The sequence below is a fragment of the Mesorhizobium sp. M0761 genome, from assembly GCF_040320205.1.
Lineage (GTDB): Bacteria > Pseudomonadota > Alphaproteobacteria > Rhizobiales > Rhizobiaceae > Mesorhizobium.
In genome coordinates this window covers 271,483-287,622 of sequence record NZ_JAMYPF010000007.1, presented here as the reverse complement: position 1 = coordinate 287,622, position 16,140 = coordinate 271,483, and the positions used below count along the sequence as shown (strand labels likewise).

Annotated in this window: 16 protein-coding genes; 9 read left to right on the top strand and 7 right to left on the bottom strand. The window is 63.8% G+C overall.

Going from position 1 to position 16,140, the window contains the following annotated elements; translation table 11 throughout:
- Positions 1-424: 424 nt before the first annotated feature.
- The 3 genes from NKI32_RS14995 (at position 425) to NKI32_RS14985 (ending at position 3,286) form a co-directional block, all read left to right on the top strand.
- Entirely contained in the window at positions 425-760 is a 336-nt protein-coding gene (locus NKI32_RS14995) for an ArsR/SmtB family transcription factor (protein ID WP_023672695.1), read from the top strand.
- A gap of 24 nt (positions 761-784) precedes the next feature.
- Positions 785-2,665, top strand: coding sequence for an ABCB family ABC transporter ATP-binding protein/permease (locus NKI32_RS14990; protein WP_353002906.1), 1,881 nt, complete (start codon positions 785-787; stop codon positions 2,663-2,665).
- Positions 2,666-2,950: 285 nt separating this feature from the next.
- Positions 2,951-3,286 (top strand): antibiotic biosynthesis monooxygenase, encoded by a 336-nt coding sequence (locus NKI32_RS14985; RefSeq protein ID WP_023685667.1) that lies wholly within the window; start codon positions 2,951-2,953, stop codon positions 3,284-3,286.
- On the opposite strand, the gene NKI32_RS14980 is transcribed toward NKI32_RS14985, so the two are convergent.
- Both NKI32_RS14980 and NKI32_RS14975 read right to left on the bottom strand, forming a co-directional pair.
- The gene (locus NKI32_RS14980; RefSeq protein WP_353002905.1) at positions 3,265-4,137 is read right to left on the bottom strand and encodes an SMP-30/gluconolactonase/LRE family protein; all 873 of its coding nucleotides are present in this window, start codon (positions 4,135-4,137) and stop codon (positions 3,265-3,267) included. The two genes, NKI32_RS14985 and NKI32_RS14980, sit on opposite strands and share 22 nt — an antisense overlap.
- A 97-nt stretch (positions 4,138-4,234) precedes the next feature.
- On the bottom strand, positions 4,235-4,915 hold the full coding sequence (locus NKI32_RS14975) for a lysozyme inhibitor LprI family protein (protein WP_352512288.1): 681 nt from the start codon (positions 4,913-4,915) through the stop codon (positions 4,235-4,237).
- On the opposite strand from NKI32_RS14975, the gene NKI32_RS14970 reads away from it, so the two are divergent.
- Together NKI32_RS14970 and pssA are read left to right on the top strand one after the other, a co-directional pair.
- The gene (locus NKI32_RS14970) at positions 4,821-5,879 is read left to right on the top strand and encodes a phosphatidylserine decarboxylase (protein WP_348528079.1); all 1,059 of its coding nucleotides are present in this window, start codon (positions 4,821-4,823) and stop codon (positions 5,877-5,879) included. The two genes, NKI32_RS14975 and NKI32_RS14970, sit on opposite strands and share 95 nt — an antisense overlap.
- Positions 5,880-5,882: 3 nt before the next feature.
- Positions 5,883-6,698: a CDP-diacylglycerol--serine O-phosphatidyltransferase gene (gene pssA / locus NKI32_RS14965; protein ID WP_023672701.1), complete on the top strand. Its 816-nt coding sequence runs from the start codon at positions 5,883-5,885 to the stop codon at positions 6,696-6,698.
- Between the two features lie 160 nt (positions 6,699-6,858).
- On the opposite strand, the gene NKI32_RS14960 is transcribed toward pssA, so the two are convergent.
- Positions 6,859-9,081: an AMP-binding protein gene (locus tag NKI32_RS14960; RefSeq protein WP_353002904.1), complete on the bottom strand. Its 2,223-nt coding sequence runs from the start codon at positions 9,079-9,081 to the stop codon at positions 6,859-6,861.
- A gap of 199 nt (positions 9,082-9,280) precedes the next feature.
- Here NKI32_RS14960 and NKI32_RS14955 point away from each other — a divergent pair, with 199 nt between their 5' ends.
- Both NKI32_RS14955 and NKI32_RS14950 read left to right on the top strand, forming a co-directional pair.
- The gene (locus NKI32_RS14955; protein ID WP_023749863.1) at positions 9,281-9,769 is read left to right on the top strand and encodes an Xre family toxin-antitoxin system antitoxin; all 489 of its coding nucleotides are present in this window, start codon (positions 9,281-9,283) and stop codon (positions 9,767-9,769) included.
- Positions 9,766-10,272, top strand: a complete 507-nt coding sequence (locus NKI32_RS14950) for an RES family NAD+ phosphorylase (protein WP_023705368.1) — start codon at positions 9,766-9,768, stop codon at positions 10,270-10,272. The genes NKI32_RS14955 and NKI32_RS14950 overlap by 4 nt, the downstream gene beginning before the upstream one ends.
- A 3-nt stretch (positions 10,273-10,275) precedes the next feature.
- Here the strand turns inward: NKI32_RS14950 and NKI32_RS14945 are convergent, their stop codons facing one another.
- Complete coding sequence (locus NKI32_RS14945; RefSeq protein WP_023821322.1) at positions 10,276-10,686, bottom strand: tautomerase family protein; 411 nt, start codon at positions 10,684-10,686, stop codon at positions 10,276-10,278.
- A 112-nt stretch (positions 10,687-10,798) separates the two neighbouring features.
- Between NKI32_RS14945 and NKI32_RS14940 the strand changes: the two genes are divergently transcribed.
- On the top strand, positions 10,799-11,662 hold the full coding sequence (locus NKI32_RS14940; protein ID WP_023693978.1) for a LysR substrate-binding domain-containing protein: 864 nt from the start codon (positions 10,799-10,801) through the stop codon (positions 11,660-11,662).
- Between the two features lie 134 nt (positions 11,663-11,796).
- On the opposite strand, the gene NKI32_RS14935 is transcribed toward NKI32_RS14940, so the two are convergent.
- The 3 genes from NKI32_RS14935 to NKI32_RS14925 all read right to left on the bottom strand — a co-directional run bounded on the left by NKI32_RS14935 (position 11,797) and on the right by NKI32_RS14925 (position 15,299).
- Positions 11,797-12,705: a DMT family transporter gene (locus NKI32_RS14935; protein WP_023685676.1), complete on the bottom strand. Its 909-nt coding sequence runs from the start codon at positions 12,703-12,705 to the stop codon at positions 11,797-11,799.
- A 52-nt stretch (positions 12,706-12,757) separates the two neighbouring features.
- Entirely contained in the window at positions 12,758-13,645 is an 888-nt protein-coding gene (locus tag NKI32_RS14930) for a DMT family transporter (RefSeq protein WP_023685677.1), read from the bottom strand.
- Positions 13,646-13,793: 148 nt separating this feature from the next.
- The gene (locus tag NKI32_RS14925; RefSeq protein ID WP_352443820.1) at positions 13,794-15,299 is read right to left on the bottom strand and encodes a S10 family peptidase; all 1,506 of its coding nucleotides are present in this window, start codon (positions 15,297-15,299) and stop codon (positions 13,794-13,796) included.
- A 289-nt stretch (positions 15,300-15,588) separates the two neighbouring features.
- Here NKI32_RS14925 and NKI32_RS14920 point away from each other — a divergent pair, with 289 nt between their 5' ends.
- Positions 15,589-16,095, top strand: a complete 507-nt coding sequence (locus NKI32_RS14920; protein WP_352443819.1) for an OsmC family protein — start codon at positions 15,589-15,591, stop codon at positions 16,093-16,095.
- Positions 16,096-16,140 lie beyond the last annotated feature (45 nt).

Here is a 16,140-nt window from a genome sequence, read left to right as displayed (position 1 = left end):
GCAGTAAGCCAGTGTCAGGCGCAACAGGTCGCTCGCCGACCTGACGCCGCGCGGGCGCAGGAACGCCTTCGTCTCGCGGGCACTTCCTGCGATCAACTCTTCGCCGCCCAGAAGCTCAATCGTCTCGGCCCAGCCGTCATCAACAAGCGATTCGTGTGTCATCGCAGCGTAGAATCACACCCGATTCCGCAAGGCAATACCTATCTTAGCGCCTATGCCCTCAAGGGGGAGATGGCCGGCAGGCCAGAGGGGGTCGCCGCGCATAGAACGCCGACCTTCTCTTTGCTGCAAACGACGTTGCGTCAGGACGTACCGACCCCCTCCGTCGCCTTCGGCGACATCTCCCCTCGAGGGGGAGATTAGGTCGCTCTACCCATCGGGTTAGCTTGCCACGCACCCGTTCATCGTCTATCGCCGATGAACGATGGCAGACTCGCTCGCTGAACCAGACCACGCAAACTGCGCACCGCCCCAAAGCCGCGCCGTTGCCGCTCGCTTCGCCGCACTCTCGCACCCGGCGCGCATTGAGATCCTTAGACATCTGTCGGCCAGCCGCTCCTGCTGCTGCCGTGAGGTTGTCGACCATCTCGACCTCGCGCAGTCGACGGTCTCCCAGCATCTGAAAATCCTGGTCGAAGCAGGCTTGGTCCGCTTCGAGCCCGACCGCCAGCGCTCGCGCTATCAACTCGACCGCGCCGCGCTCGCCGACGTTTCCGCATCGCTGACCGCACTCGTCAATTCCTGCTGCTCCGGCCGCTGATTTCTCACCCAAAAGGCAAGACAAGTGGCAGAAAAAACCGTTTCCGATAGCTCGACCTTCAGCACCTTGCGCAATCTGTGGCCCTATATGTGGCCGGCCGACCGCGCCGATCTCAGGGCACGCGTCACCTGGGCAACGCTGCTTCTGGTCGTTGCCAAGCTGACACTGGTTGCCGGGCCGTACTTCTTCAAATGGGCGACCGATTCTCTGGCCGGTGACGCCAAATCGCCGCCGCCGCTGCCGTCCTTCCTGCTGGCGCCGGTGATGCTGGTCGTCGCCTACAATGTCGTGCGGCTGGTGCAACTCGGCTTCAACCAGCTGCGCGATGCGCTGTTTGCCCGCGTTGGCCAATATGCGGTGCGCCAGCTCGCGTTCCGCACCTTCGTTCACATGCACCAGCTGTCGCTGCGCTTTCACCTCGAGCGCCGCACCGGCGGCCTGTCGCGCATCATAGAGCGCGGCACCAAGGGCATCGAGACGATCGTGCGCTTCATCATGCTGAACACGGCGCCGACCATCCTCGAATTCGCGCTGACCACCGGCATCTTCGCCTACACCTATGGCTGGAAATATGTGGTCGTGGTGGCGGCCACGGTGTGGCTCTACGTCTGGTTCACGGTTCGCGCCAGCGACTGGCGCATTTCGATCCGCCGCGACATGAACGACAGCGACACCGACGCCAACACCAAGGCGATCGACTCGCTGCTCAACTACGAGACGGTCAAATACTTCAACAACGAGGGTATGGAGGCTGAGCGCTTCGACCGTTCGATGACGCGCTATGAAATGGCGGCGACCAGAATATGGACCTCGCTCGGTTGGCTGAATTTCGGCCAGGGCATCATCTTCGGTCTCGGCACCGTCATCGTCATGTGCATGTCGGCGCTGGAGGTGCAGGCCGGCACGCAGACGGTCGGCGATTTCGTCTTCATCAACGCCATGCTGATGCAGCTTGCGGTGCCGCTCAATTTCATCGGCTTCATCTACCGCGAAATCCGCCAGGGGCTGACCGACATCGAGCAAATGTTCGACCTGCTCGATGTGCCGCAGGAAATCACCGACAAGCCCGATGCCAAGCCACTGGCTGTTACAGCCGGCAAGGTCGAGTTCCGCGACGTGCACTTCGCCTACGACCCCAGCCGCAAGATTCTGAAGGGCGTCTCCTTCGAGGTTCCGGCCGGCAAGACGGTGGCCATTGTCGGTCCGTCCGGCGCCGGCAAGTCGACGATTTCGCGGCTCTTGTTCCGCTTCTACGACGTCCAGGGCGGTCAGGTGCTGATCGACGGCCAGGATGTCAGGGATGTGACCCAGCAGAGCCTGCGCGGCGCGATCGGCATGGTGCCGCAGGACACCGTGCTGTTCAACGACACCATCGCCTACAACATCCGTTACGGTCGCATCGGTGCCAGCGAGGAAGACATGCAGAAAGCCGCCGAGCTTGCCCAGATCGGCCCGTTTATCGAACGGCTGCCGGAAGGTTATCGCTCGATGGTCGGTGAGCGCGGGCTAAAGCTGTCGGGCGGCGAAAAGCAGCGCGTGGCGATTGCCCGCACGATTTTGAAGGCGCCGCCGATCCTGATGCTCGACGAGGCGACCTCGGCGCTGGACAGCCACACCGAACAGGAAATCCAGGCCGCCCTCGACCTGGTCAGCAAGGGCCGCACCACCATCGTCATTGCGCATAGGTTGTCGACGGTGATCACCGCCGACGAGATCATCGTGCTCAAGGACGGCGAGATCGCCGAGCGCGGCACCCATGCCGAGCTGATGCAAAAGCATGGCCTCTACGCGTCGATGTGGGACCGCCAGCGCGAAGCGACAGAAGCCGAAGAGAGGCTTCGAGTTGCACGCGAGAGCGATGAGCTGGGTGTGGTTGTGCGCAGGCGGACTTCGGAGGTGAGCTAGGCGGCGGAGCGCCGATCTCCCCCCTTGAGGGGGAGATGTCGCCGAAGGCGACAGAGGGGGTCGCAGCGCGTGGAGCGCTAACCTTCATCGGTCGCAAGGGGGGCGCATCCAGTCGAACCGACCCCCTCTGGCCTGCCGGCCATCTCCCCCTCAAGGGGGGTGATATGCAGCGTCGTCGCCATCATCACCACCGAAAATTTCCCCTTGACCTCAACCTAAGTTGAGATCGCAAACCCGTTCCTGAGCCACCGAACCCAAGTCGTTCAAGAACGGAGACAGATTCAAATGGATAAACTTGCCGAGGCAGCCGTGTTCAGGGTCGACAAATTCGTCGTTCCTGCCGAGGCCCGTGAAGAAATCCTTCGCAAGGTCAGGGCAACGCATGAACTGCTGCGCCTGCAGCAAGGCTTCGTCCAGGATTTCGTGCTCGAGCAATTTTCGGGTCCGGGCGAGTTCAACCTGGTCACCATTGTCGAATGGGAAAACCAGGCGGCCGTCGACAATGTCGTGCCGATCGTCAAGGCGGCCCACGAGCGGGCGGGCTTCAACCCGCAGGAGACCATTGCCCGGCTGGGTGTGAAGGCCGATATCGCCAACTATCAGCGTCTGCCTGAGATGTAGGAGGGCCAGCCCGTGCCAGGTGCTGGCGCCTCGACGCTCAGCACCTGGCCGGTGCGGGCATCGCTGATCATGTTCTCGAAACCACGCCATTCGGCGGCGACGATGAACAGTGTCGTGCCATCCGGCCCGCCCAGCATGCAGGCAAAGCAGCCGCGATCGGCATCGACTGTCTGCAACACCTCGCCACCTTCGCGCACCCGCACACAGCGTTTGTTGGGAACATCCGCATACCAGGCAGTTCCTTCGGCATCGAGGCAGACGCCGTCGGGAAAGCCATCGAGATCGGCCCAGACCCGGCGGTTGGAAAGCCCGCCATCCTCCGCGATATCGAAGGCGGTCAGCCGGTTGGCATGCGACTCCGCCACGATCAGTGTCCTGTTGTCCGGCGTCACCGCCATGCCGTTGGCGAAAGCGATGTTCTTGGCCACTTGTCGAACCGAGCCGTCCGGCGTGATCAGCACGATGGTGCCGGGCCCGAAATGCTCGCCCGGTGCAGGCGCCGACCCGCCGCCATTGACATAGATGTTGCCGCGCCCGTCGACGACGATCTCGTTCCACGGGCTGTTTGACAGCGACCGAAGATCGGAATGGGTGGCCAGCGTTCCATCCGCCTCCTGCCGCAGCAACAAGCCATCCCGACCCGAGACGATCAGCAATCGGCCATCCGGCAACCAGTCGATCGAATAGGGCAGGATGGCCGGCACGGTGAGCATCACCTGGTTCCCGCCGTCCTCATCCACCGCGACGATCTCTCCGGTTCCCCAGTTGCAGAGCCACAGGCGTCCGTCGTGCCAGCGGGGAGACTCTCCGAAAGCGAGGCCGGCGGCAACGAGACGCGTCTGGTTCAGCATTTTGGGGTAACTCCTTGTTGGGTGCGCAATCATGGCAAGGAACCATGATCGCCGTCTCACCAAGGACGGGTGAGGGGTGGTTTTGCCGACAGCAAGCCTACTTTTTCTCCGTCAGGAAGAACGTGCCATCGGCATGGCCGTTGGCACCGCATGACAGGGGCTCCGATCTGCCATCCTTGCCGGCGCCGCTCTGCTCGACGACAAGCGCATCGCCGTCGCGTCGGAAGGTAAAGACAAAACCGGTTGGGTTGTCGTTGTCGACGGCACGGTCGACCAGCCGCAGAGTGTTGCGCTCCTCGACCGTGCCGTCGATCTCGCATGACCCACTTCCCGAGACTGGATTGGAAACGACATCTTCCGAGATTTCGACCTTGCCTCCGCCAACAGCCTTGATGTCGACGCTGCCGCGCACGCTGCTCCATGTGCCGATCAAACCTGCATCGGGGGGCTTGCGTATGCCGGACAGGAAGGTTGCGCGGTCGCGCAGGAATTCGCCGAGATCGAAAGTCTGCTGGTCCTTGGGCGTGTTCTCGTTGAAACCGGCGATCTGATCGCGATAGGCGATGAAATCGCTTTGGTCGTCCCGCAGCGCCTTGCCGGCATGAGCATCGAGCCTCTTCAGCAGCGCGGCATAATTCTTCGCGAGGTCGGCATCGGCTTGCGCCAGGACCGGATCGGCGCAAATGGCCTTTTCCGCCACGCTGGCGGCCTTGGCGCAGTCGAAGGATGGCTTGCCTTGCGCAACTGCGTGGTCGCTCGCTGCCACAAGTACGGTCAAAACGGCACCCACGGCTGACGATCGTATGGCAACAAGATACGTTTTGCCTGAATTTGGCGCCATGGAAGTCGGCCTTTTCGCCGCGCGTTCAGCCGGCGTTGGCCCGAATTCTGGCGGCAAAGCAGCCGACAGGCAAGCACGTCACCGTTTCTGCCGGCTGCGGACGATGCGGCCTTGCCCAATGTTGCGTTGCGGCAGCGGAGCCTTTCCGGTATTGAGGCCGGACCTGAAACAGGGACCGCCCCCATCCCATGAGCCCCATCCGATGAGCCTTGTCGATTCGATCAAGAATGCCTTCGTTCCGATCCATCGCGAGGGCTATCCGTTCATTGCCGCCTTTGGTGCGGGCACGCTGTTCCTCGGCTATTTCTCCTCGGTGCTGTTCTGGATCGGCCTGATCCTGACCGCCTGGTGCGTCTATTTCTTCCGCGATCCCGAGCGTGTCACCCCGGTCGACGACCGGCTGGTGGTTAGTCCCGCCGACGGTGTCATCTCGGCGGTCGGCCCGGCCGTGCCGCCGCGCGAGCTTGGCCTCGGCAACACCGAGATGACCCGCATCTCGGTGTTCATGAACGTCTTTTCCTGCCATGTGAACCGCGCTCCGGTGCGCGGCCGCATCACCAAAATCGAGCACCGGCCGGGCAAGTTCCTCAATGCCGAACTCGACAAGGCAAGCTCGGAGAACGAGCGCAACGGGCTGGTCATAGACAGTCCCAACGGCATCGTTGTCGCCGTGCAGATTGCCGGCCTGGTGGCGCGCCGCATCGTCTGCTGGGCCGAGACGGGCGGCTCCATTGCCGTCGGCGAACGCTTTGGCCTGATCCGCTTCGGCTCGCGCGTCGACGTCTTCCTGCCGTCGACCGCGGTGCCGCGCGTCGCCGTCGGCCAGACGGCGGTCGGCGGCGAAACCGTGCTCGCCGAATTCGGCGGCGTCGCCGCAACCCCGCTCGTCAGGATTTCGTAAGCGGTGGGCGCGCCGTTCAAAAAGTTCGAGGCCCATGGCAGCGGCGGCCCGCGCATCCGCGAAATTCCGATGCGCATGGTGCTGCCCAATCTGGTCACCGTGCTTGCCATCTGCGCCGGCCTGTCCGGCATCCGCTTCGGCTTCGAGGGCCGTTTCGAGCCGGCCGTGGTGATGGTGCTGCTCGCCGCCTTCCTGGACGGCATAGACGGGCGCCTGGCGCGCATGTTGAAGGCGACATCCAAATTCGGCGCGCAGATGGATTCGCTGGCCGACATCGTCAATTTCGGCGTCGCACCGGCACTGGTGCTCTATGCCTTCCTGCTCGACCGCGCCGGCTCATTCGGCTGGATCGCAGCCCTTCTGTTCACCATCGCCTGTGGCCTGCGGCTGGCGCGCTTCAACGTGCTCGACGAAGACCATGACCGGCCGATCTGGCAGAGCGAATACTTCGTCGGCGTGCCGGCGCCGGCCGGCGCCGTGCTGGTCATGCTGCCGCTCTATCTGTCCTTCCTGCGGCTCGGTCTCGAGCCGGACCGCCTGACGGCATTCGTCGCCACCGGCTTCACTGTGCTGGTCGCTTTCCTGCTGGTCAGCCGGCTGCCGGTCTATTCCGGCAAAAGCCTGAAAGTGCCGGGCGACAAGGTGCTGCCGATCATCCTGGCGGTCGTTCTCTACGTCCTGCTGTTGATGACCTATCCCTGGTACACGCTGACCGCCTCTGTCGCAGGCTATCTCATCTTCCTGCCTTTCAGCGTGCGGGCGTATTCGAAGCGCGCCAAGCGCGAGGGCGAAAAAGTGCCGCCGTCGGATATTGGGTAGTTGTTATCTCCCCCCTTGAGGGGGAGATGTCGCCGAAGGCGACAGAGGGGGTCGGTACGCCCCGGACGCGACCTCGTTTGAGCGAAGAGGACGTCGGCGCTTCACGCGAGGCGACCCCCTCTGGCCTGCCGGCCATCTCCCCCTCAAGGAGGGAGATACGCTAAGCCGCCAGGCCCAGCCCCAGCTTCTCGATCGCCAGGTTCCGCGTCGAGACATAATCCGTCTTGCCGGAACCCAGCACCGGGATCTCCCCGACCTTGACGATGTCGTTGGGCACCATCAGTTCGGCCGCACCTGCCTTCTTGCCGAAGGCGCGCAGTTCTTCCGGATCGGCGTCGTCGGCGGTGGTGACCAGCACGATGCGCTCGCCGCGCCTCTTGTCCGGCACCGCCACCGCGGCGTGGCGCTCTTCCGGCCACAGCGACTGCACCAGCATCTCGACGGCGCCCAACGACACCATCTCGCCAGCGATCTTGGCGAAGCGTTTTGCCCGGCCGCGAATGGTGATGAAGCCTTCGCGGTCGACCGAGACGATGTCGCCGGTGTCGTGCCAGCCGTCCAGCGGCTGCAATTCGCCGGGCCGATCAGCGGTCATGTAGCCCATCATCAAATTCGGCCCGTCCAGCCACAGGCGGCCGGCACCCTCGATACCCTCGACCGGTTCGAGCTTCATGCGCATCGCCGGCAACAGCCGTCCGACCGTGCCGTCGCGACCATGGATGGCGGTGTTGACGGCGACGACGGGAGCGGCCTCCGTCAGCCCGAACCCCTCGATGATCGAGGCATCGAAGCGCTCGCGATAAACGCGCCGCGTCTCCGGCTTCACCGCTTCCGCGCCGGCGACGACGAAGCGCAGGCTGGAGAAATCGCCATCCTTGGCGGTGCGGGCATAGTTGGCAAGGAAAGTGTCGGTGCCGAACATGATGGTCGGCTTCACCTTGCGGGCGATCTCCGGGATGATCTTGTAGTGCAGCGGCGAGGGGTAGAGGAACAGTTTCACCCCGGTCACCAGCGGCAGGATGGTACCGCCGGTCAGGCCGAAAGAGTGAAAAACCGGCAGCACGTTGAGCAGGATGTCGGACGGCGAAATGGTAATGCGCGCCTCGGCCTGCATGGCGTTGGCGTGGAGATTGCGGTGCGACAGCACCACGGCCTTGGGCGTGCCTTCCGAGCCTGAGGTGAACAGGATTACCGCCGGCTTGGCCGCATCCTGCCGCTGCAGCGGGAAGCGCCACAGCGCGGCTGCTGCGAGTTTCTCCAGTGTGGTGACGCTTGCGCGCACATCCTCCAGCCACAGCATTTTGGCGCCGCCGGCCTCGACCGCGGCGATGATGTCGGCAAGCGCCGCCTTCTCGACGAAGGCGCGCGAGGAAACCACCGTTCGGATGACTGCGGTGCGCACCGCGGCGGTGACGCTGGCCGGCCCCGCCGTGTAGTTGATCATCGCCGCCACACGGGCTGCCGAGAGCAGGCCGACGAAGGACAGCACCACGCCATTGGCGTTGGGCAGCAACACCCCGACCGCTTCGCCGGGTGACGTTATAGCCTCGAAACGGCGGCCGAGAACGCGCGCGCCGATGAACATCTTTCGATAACTGAGCGAGCCGCTGATCACATCCTCGATGATCGGATGCGAGGCGCTGGTGCGATCGGCGGCATCGCGCATGGCCAGGAACAGGCCGCGATAGAGGTTGCTGCCATAAAGCCGCGCCTCGGCGATGCGGTCGAACAACGCATTTGTGTTGGAAGCCTGGTCGGGGTTGCGCGCCACCAGTTCGGCAACCGTCATCGGCTCCAGCACGCTGATCGAGAGTTTTGGGAACCAGTGGCGGGGCGCCCGATCCTTTGGCGTCAGAGAAACCGGCAGGTCGCGCGCGCCGGCGACGAAGATCGGCACGATGCGGGCGTCAGCCTGCATGGCGATGCGGGTGACGGCGCGGAACAGGCGAAACGCCTTCACATCGGGCTCGACGTCATCGGGCAGATAGACGGCAAGCCGGCCTTTACCCTTCAGCACCCTGACCAGCCGCCGGCTGACGAAGAGATGCTCGGCGTTGAAGGCGATGGTGCGGCCAAGCTCGCGCCATGGCTCCAGCCAGGGCGAGCGCGCCGAGGCCTCGTCGAGAATGTGCAGCGTGTCGTCGGGCAGCAGCGACAGCATCATCGCCGGCTCGAAGCGCGACTGGTGCGAGACCACATATATCACTGGCGTCGGCGCGTTGCGGGCAATGCGGATGCGCCGGTCCTCGATCCGGTAGGCAAGCTTGAACGGCACATAGAGCAGCGCCTGGGTAAAGCGCAGGTCGAGACGAAAGGTCTCGATCGCGCCAATCAGCAGCCAGGCCAGAACGAGGCCTGCAAGCAGCGCCAGTGCCAGGATCATGCCGCGTCTCTCCCAACGGTCCGGTATGCGGCTCTTCGTCCGCTTGGAGAGCAGAGGGTAGCGCAATGGGGGGCAAGGTCAATGCGCGGGTGCGAGGGAGCGGTGTTCCACCTGACCTCACCAGGCAATGATCCAAACGCAGACCTTGAAATATTGCGACACGTGTCGTAAATAAAGCGACACGTGACGGAGAGGTAATATGGCCAGTTCCCCGGTGGGTTTTGCCGAGGCACCGCATATGGAGCCGGAGTTCGAACGGATGGTCGACCTGTTTGGTGGACGGAAGGTTCTTGGATTCTCGGTAGCCAGTCCTCTTGAGGCACATGAAATGATCCTGCATGGAATTCCGGGCCAGGCGCTCGAAAGCCTCGTCAGGCATCTGATGGTCATTGATCCCGCCGATGCGTTTGAGACCGCGTTCGGCATGAGCGAGCGGACATTTCAGCGGCGCAAATCGGATCACTCCAAGACCCTCAGTCGGGAGCAAGGTTCCAGAACCTGGAACTTCGCCAAGCTCCTGACAAAGGCCACGTCCGTGCTCGGGACTCAGGAAGAAGCGGAAAAATGGATGATCGAGCCTGCCATGGGTTTGGACAATCGCCGGCCGATCGATCTGCTGGCCACGGCGGCGGGCACTGCGCTTGTGCAGGAGTTTCTTGAGCGGCTCGACTATGGTGTCTACGCGTGACGCCTTTGCCGGGCTCCCTCGGAACAGGGCAGGTTTTGGGCTGGAGGCTTGATCATAGACGCTTCAAGGCGAGCTGGGACAGTGGCGAAGGAGCCTTCAAGCTTGGGGGAAGGTGGAACAGCAAAGGGATCAGAGCCGTATATGCGTCCATCGACCCGTCGACCGCCATCTTGGAGGTGGCGGTCCACAAGGGGTTTCGCACGCTGGATGCTGTCCCTCACGTGCTGACGGCATTCGACATCGTCGATCCATCAGAGATTTATGTGGTCCAAACCGACGATATTCCGAACGCGAACTGGCTGCGTCCCGGCATCCCAGGCGCGGGACAGCAGCAGTTCGGCGATGGTCTGCTGGCAAAGCATCCGTTCTTTCTGATCCCCAGCGCGGTATCCCAGCACAGCTGGAACCTGGTGTTCGATCCCAATCGGGCGGCAGGCCTTTATAGCTTGCATCTCCGGGAGGATTTCGCGCTTGATACAAGGCTTCATCCTCCCGCTGGGTAGCAATCAGGCCGTGGCCTTCAGCCGCCCACTGATGAACCGGAACTCCTGCGACTTGCCGCCATAACCGTAAGCAGCGGCCGGGACTTCATGCACGAAGGCATAGCTTTCCTCGTGCACACCACCCAGCAACTTACCAAAGGCCTCAAAGATCGCCTTCAGATAAGCCTCCAGTTCCAGCTTGGTGTTGGTGCCGTCGACCACCTTGATGTCGAGCCAGAAGGTGTTGGCGCCATGCTCCGCCAGCGATTTGCCGCCGGCGAACCAATGCTGCGGGTCGACATAGGTGACGGCGACGGCGGTAATCGTCGGGTCCTTGCGCAGATGGGTTGCCGTCAGTTCGGCGATTTCATTGGCGATTGTGGCGGACAGCTTGGCGTCGGGCTTGCCGGTGACGCTGATGTTGATGATGGGCATTTTTCTCTCCTTCGTTTGAGCGGCGTCTGTTTGCCGTTGGAGAGACAATGCCATCATCTTTGAATCAAAAAAATCGAATTGTTTCGAACAAAAGGTTCTGTATTATCGAAGCATGCAAGCTCTCGATCCCGATCTGCTCAAAACCTTCCTTGCCTTTGTCGATGGCGGCTCGCTGGCTCAGGCTGCGTCTGCTGTCGGCCGCTCGCCCTCGGCGGTGACCGCGCAGATGCAGCGTCTGGAGGAGATCGTCGGCGAACCGCTGCTGGTGGCGCAGGGGCGCGGGCGCGGGCTGACGCCGGCCGGCGAGGATCTTGTCGGTCATGCCCGCCGCATTCTTGCCGTGCACAGCGAGGCCTGGCTGGCGCTCAAGGGCGCGCGTGCCGCTGGTCGCGTCGCCATCGGCACGACACAGGATTTCGCCGATAGCGGCCTGCCGGAGCTGCTGCGCGCCTTCGCGACCAGCCATCCGCGCGTCAGGGTCGAACTCCGCGTTGGCCGTTCGGCCGAGCTTGGCGAGGCGCTGCAGGCCGGGCAGCTCGATCTGGCCGTTGTCATGCGCAAGACGCCGGCCAATGACGAAGTCGGGCTGTTCAGTGAGCCGATGCTGTGGCTGTGCTCGCAAAAAGGGCTTGCCGTGCGGGAAGAGGAATTGCCGCTGGCGCTGCTCGACCCCTATTGCGGCTTTCGCGAAGCAGCACTCGCGGCCCTCGATGCTGCCGGCCGCCGCTACCGCATCGCCGCCGGCAGCGCCAGCCTTGCCGGCTTGCGTACGGCGGTCAATGCCGGCATCGCGCTGACCTTGCGCACCGCCCGCTTTGCCCATTCAGGCATTGCCGAAGCACCGCGCGAATTCGCCCTGCCGCCGGTGCCGACAGCGCAATTCGCGATAAAACTCGGCCAGGGCGCTGAGCGGCCGGCGCGCGATCTTGCCATCCTGCTCAGCGACAACCTCGCCTTGCCCGGCTTTGCCGGCTGATGTCCAAAGAAAAAGCCGACCTTTACGGTCGGCTTTGAGGAGGACGGGTCGAGGGGTTTGGGGGGACTTGGGGGGTGACCCGTCGCACATAAAACTGCCTGATCCGCATGATGGTTCCATGACTTGGAAAATAATTATTGGGTTGCCGCACTTTTTCTCGCAGCCAGCCAGTCGCGCCCCGCATGGGCGAAAACCGCGCACAGTACTATGGCGCCGCCGATCAGGCTGGCGGCCGGCGCGATCTCGCCGAGGAACAGGAAGGCGAACAGGATCGCAAACGGCACTTCGGCGGCACCGAGAAGGCCGGACTCAGGCGCCGGGATCAGCCGCGAGCCTTCCGTCCACAGGATCGACGCCGCTGCGAACGATCCTCCGAAGGCGACGAGCAGCACGGCGTCGCGAGCAGAAATCGCCAGGGGGTCGGTGACGAACCAGCCGAGCACGAACAGCAGAAGCGCCGAGACTGCGCCCGCCCACACCACCGGCGTGTCGCGGAAGGCGCGCACCATGATCATGTAGAGCGCACTGCCGGCGGTCATCAGCAGCGCGAGCCCATCGCCAAACAGATGACCGCTGCCGAAGCCGGAGCCGACCATGATCGCTACGCCGCACAGCGAAACGGCGGCGGCGGCAAGCGTCTGCGCCCGGAACGGCTCGCGCACCAGCACGAAGGCGAGCAGCGCGGTGATGAAAGGCGCGGTGGCGTAGATGACCGCGACATTGGCGACATAGGTGAATTTGAACGCCGAGATGAAGGCGATGCTGGCCGCGGCGCCCTCGAGGGCCAGCAGCCAGCCGCGCCAGCCAAGCCGCAAGCTTTCCGGCCCGCCGGAGCGGCGCCGGCGCCACAGCACATAGAAGGTGATCAGGATCGCGCCGACAAAGCCGCGCCAGCAGGTGATGGTCAGCGGGTCGGCGTGGATCGATTTGGTCAGCACGCCGGTGAGGGCGAAGAAAGCCGCCGAGGCCGCCACCAGCATAATGCCGAGCGTACGCTCGGCAGCGGTATCTGTGGTGCCTGGGCCGTCGAGCGCTTCCGTCATCTCAGCAGCCTATCCGTCTTCTCCTGCCACCATGCTGTCAGTACGGGGGTACTCATAGCCGCTTGCGGAAATGCTCGTTGCCGATGATCAGCAGGCCGGCGCCGACGATCAACGCCGCCCCCAGAAACACCTCGCGACGCGGCACGTCGCCCCAGATCGCAAAGCCGAGCCCGAAGGCCCAGACCAATGAGGTGTATTCGAACGGCGCCACGATCGACACCGGCGCCCGCTTCATGCCTTCGAACAGCATAAATTGCGCCACGCCGCCGAGCGCGCCGACGCTGATCAAAAGCAGCAACTGGCGCCAGTCCGGCATCTGCCAGACCAACAGCGCCGGCACCGCGGAAAACACCAGGAAGTAGAAATTGTTGAGCACAAGCTGGATCAGCGTGCGCTCGGCCAGCGCCGTCTTGCGCAACAGCACCACGGCAATGCCCCACAGCACTGCCGCAGCCAGTACCAAGAGCATCGGCACGGACAAGCCGAGACGAGTGGGATCACAGGCGATGAAGACGCCGACGAAGCCGATGAACACCGCCAGCCAGCGCAACAGCGGCACCTTTTCGCCAAGCATCACCACCGACAGCACGGTGACGATGATCGGGGCGGCGTAATAGATGGTGGTGAGTTCGGCCAGCTGCAGGGAGCGGGCCGCGTTGTAGTAGCAGAGCCAGGCGCCGAGCGTGAAGGCGCTGCGCACCAGCATCGGCCGCACGATGGGCGAGCGCATTGTGTCGGCAAAGATGGGCGGTCCGCCGATTGCAGCACAGCCGATAAGCACAGCGATCGAGCGGAAGAACATGATCTGCCAGACGCTGATGCCGACGACCAGAAGCTTGATCGCGGCGTCCTGCGTCGAAAACAGGAAATAGGCGCAGCCGGTGAACAGGATGCCGGCAAGCACCCTTTCGCGGGTTTCCAGAATGGCAATATCGGCCATGCGGCGTGTCCGGCGCTGTCAAGAGGACGAAGAAGAAGCCTGCCCCAACAGGCTCCCATTGCAGGCTATACGGGCGAAAGCCTGCGGAGCGCTACGCCAGTGGCAAGCTTGCGTTGGCGCAGCCTGGCCGACAGCGTGGGCACGCCGTTCACTGTGTTGCCTGGTAGAGCTCCGAAGCGGCCTCCTTCAGGGCGCGCCGGCCGCCCGGCCTGAGATACATCATGTGGCCGCCCTCGATGACGTCGAGACGGATAGGTTTTGCCCCGCCGAGCGTCGGGATTTGGCTCACCAGATAGCGTGAGGCCAGATAGGGAGTGACCAGATCGGTGTCGCCGTTGACGATCACCACGCCGAGCGCCGGGTTGAGCGAGCGCGCCCGCTGCAGATCGTCCATCACCCCGGCATAGCCTTGCCGCGAGCCGCCATAGTCCCAGGCGTGGGTCACATCGCCATTGAGCAACCTGTAGCTGACATCGGTGCGAAAATTCAGCTCGTCGCGCGCATAACCGACAAAGGCCGAGGTCAGCGCCGGCACGCTGCGGTCGAGCACCGGATCCGGGCCGGCGCTGCGGGCGCTCTCCGGGGCCATGTCGCTGGTGGCGATGGTGCCGTCATACGGGCTGAGCACTTTGCCACTGGCGCGCTGGAATTCGCGCGCGAACAGGCCGGTCGGGATGCGGGCGGAATTGCGCTGCACGAGGTCGAGCGGCAGGCCGGTGATCTCGGCCACGCGCTGGCTGGCCAGCCGCCCGCCCTGTTCCAGCCCGCCGGTCAGAGCCGTGAGGTAGTCGCCCAGCGCATACTTTTCGACCTCGGCGACCTTTTCGCGCAGTGCTTCGCCGCTGAGGCCTTCGCTGCGCAGGCGCACCGCCGCCATCGAGGGCAGTTCCAGCGCCCAATGCAGCGGCTGGAATTCGTCGGGCAGCACCAGCGTGAACTCCAGTGCAGGCGAGATCAGCACGATGCCGTTGGGGCTCAGGCCGACATCTTCCTGCAGGGTCCTGGCGAGAAGTGCCGCGCGGAACCCGCCATAGCTTTCGCCGGCAAGGAAGAGCGGCGATCCGGTGCGGCCGTTCTGGGCGAGATAGAGCCGGATGAAAGCGCCGATCGAACTGGCGTCCTGGCTGACGCCCCAAAAATCTTTTGTGTCCTGGCCGGGGGCCTCGCGGCTGTAGCCGGTGCCGACCGGATCGACGAAGACGAGGTCGGTCATGTCGAGCCAGCTGTCGGGATTGTCGATCAGCTTTTGCGGCGGCGGCAGGAATTGGCCATCGGCGCCGGTCGCGACGACACGCGGGCCGAGTGCGCCGAGATGCAGATAGGCGGATGCCGCGCCCGGGCCGCCATTGAAGACGAAGGTGATGGGGCGAGCCTTCTCCGCGCCCGCCAGTGGCGGCAGCGTATAGGCGACATAGAAGATTTCCGCGGTGACCTCGCCCTTGCCGGATAGCAGTGACAGCGTGCCGGCCTTAGCCTGATAGTCCAGCTTGCGCCCGGCAATGGTGATTGAATGGCTGGTCGTCTGCGGTGCCGGCAGCAGCGACAGCACGCCGCCTGCCGGTGCGGGGCGCTCGGGCGTTTCGGCGACGACTGGCTGCGCGAAGGCTGCAAGCACCAACAGGGTAAGCGAGATCAGTTTCAGCTTGAACGGCATGATGCCTCCGCGGGAATGACTCTGCTTAGGTATGGCTCGGGCGGTCGAAGTCAAAGTAACTCTTCGCGAGCTAGCGTTCCTTCACGCCCCCTCTGTCCTGCCGGACATCCCCCACAGGGATGGAGATTGGATGTCGCGACCGCCTTCGCTAATCGCCGGCGTAGAAAGCGCCATCGGCGAAGCTGCAGATCTCCCCCCTGTGGGGAGGTGGCCGGCAGGCAGAGGGGGGCGCTGTCTCGCCAGCATATCAGTGCTATCAAAGCGCGACGGACTCGAAAAGGAATGCAACATGGACGCCACCGCACTCAAGGCCATGCAGGCACCGATCAAGGAGGCTTATCGCGACGATTCCTCGCGAGCGCTGATCACGCTTCGCGCCAAAGGCTCCATCGACGACCAGTCGATTGCCTGCAAGGTCGAGACGGGCAGGGCGCTGGCGGTCGCCGGCCTGCATCCGGCGACCGGCGGTTCCGGGCTCGAATTGTGTTCGGGCGACATGCTGCTCGAGGCGCTGGTGGCGTGCGCCGGGGTGACGCTGAAGGCGGTGGCCACCGCACTAGAGTTCAAACTCGGCGCAGCCACCGTCGAGGCCGAAGGCGATCTCGACTTTCGCGGCACGCTGGGCGTGGCCAAGGACGCCCCCGTGGGCTTTCGCGCCATCCGGCTGAATTTCAACCTCGACACGGATGAGCCGCAGGCGCGCATCGATTCGCTCATCAAGCTGACCGAACGCTATTGCGTGGTGTTCCAGACCATCAACAGCAAGCCGGAGCTGACGGTGAGTGCGCGCGCCTGATCTCCCCCCTTGAGGGGGAGATGTCGCCGAAGGCGACAGAGGGGG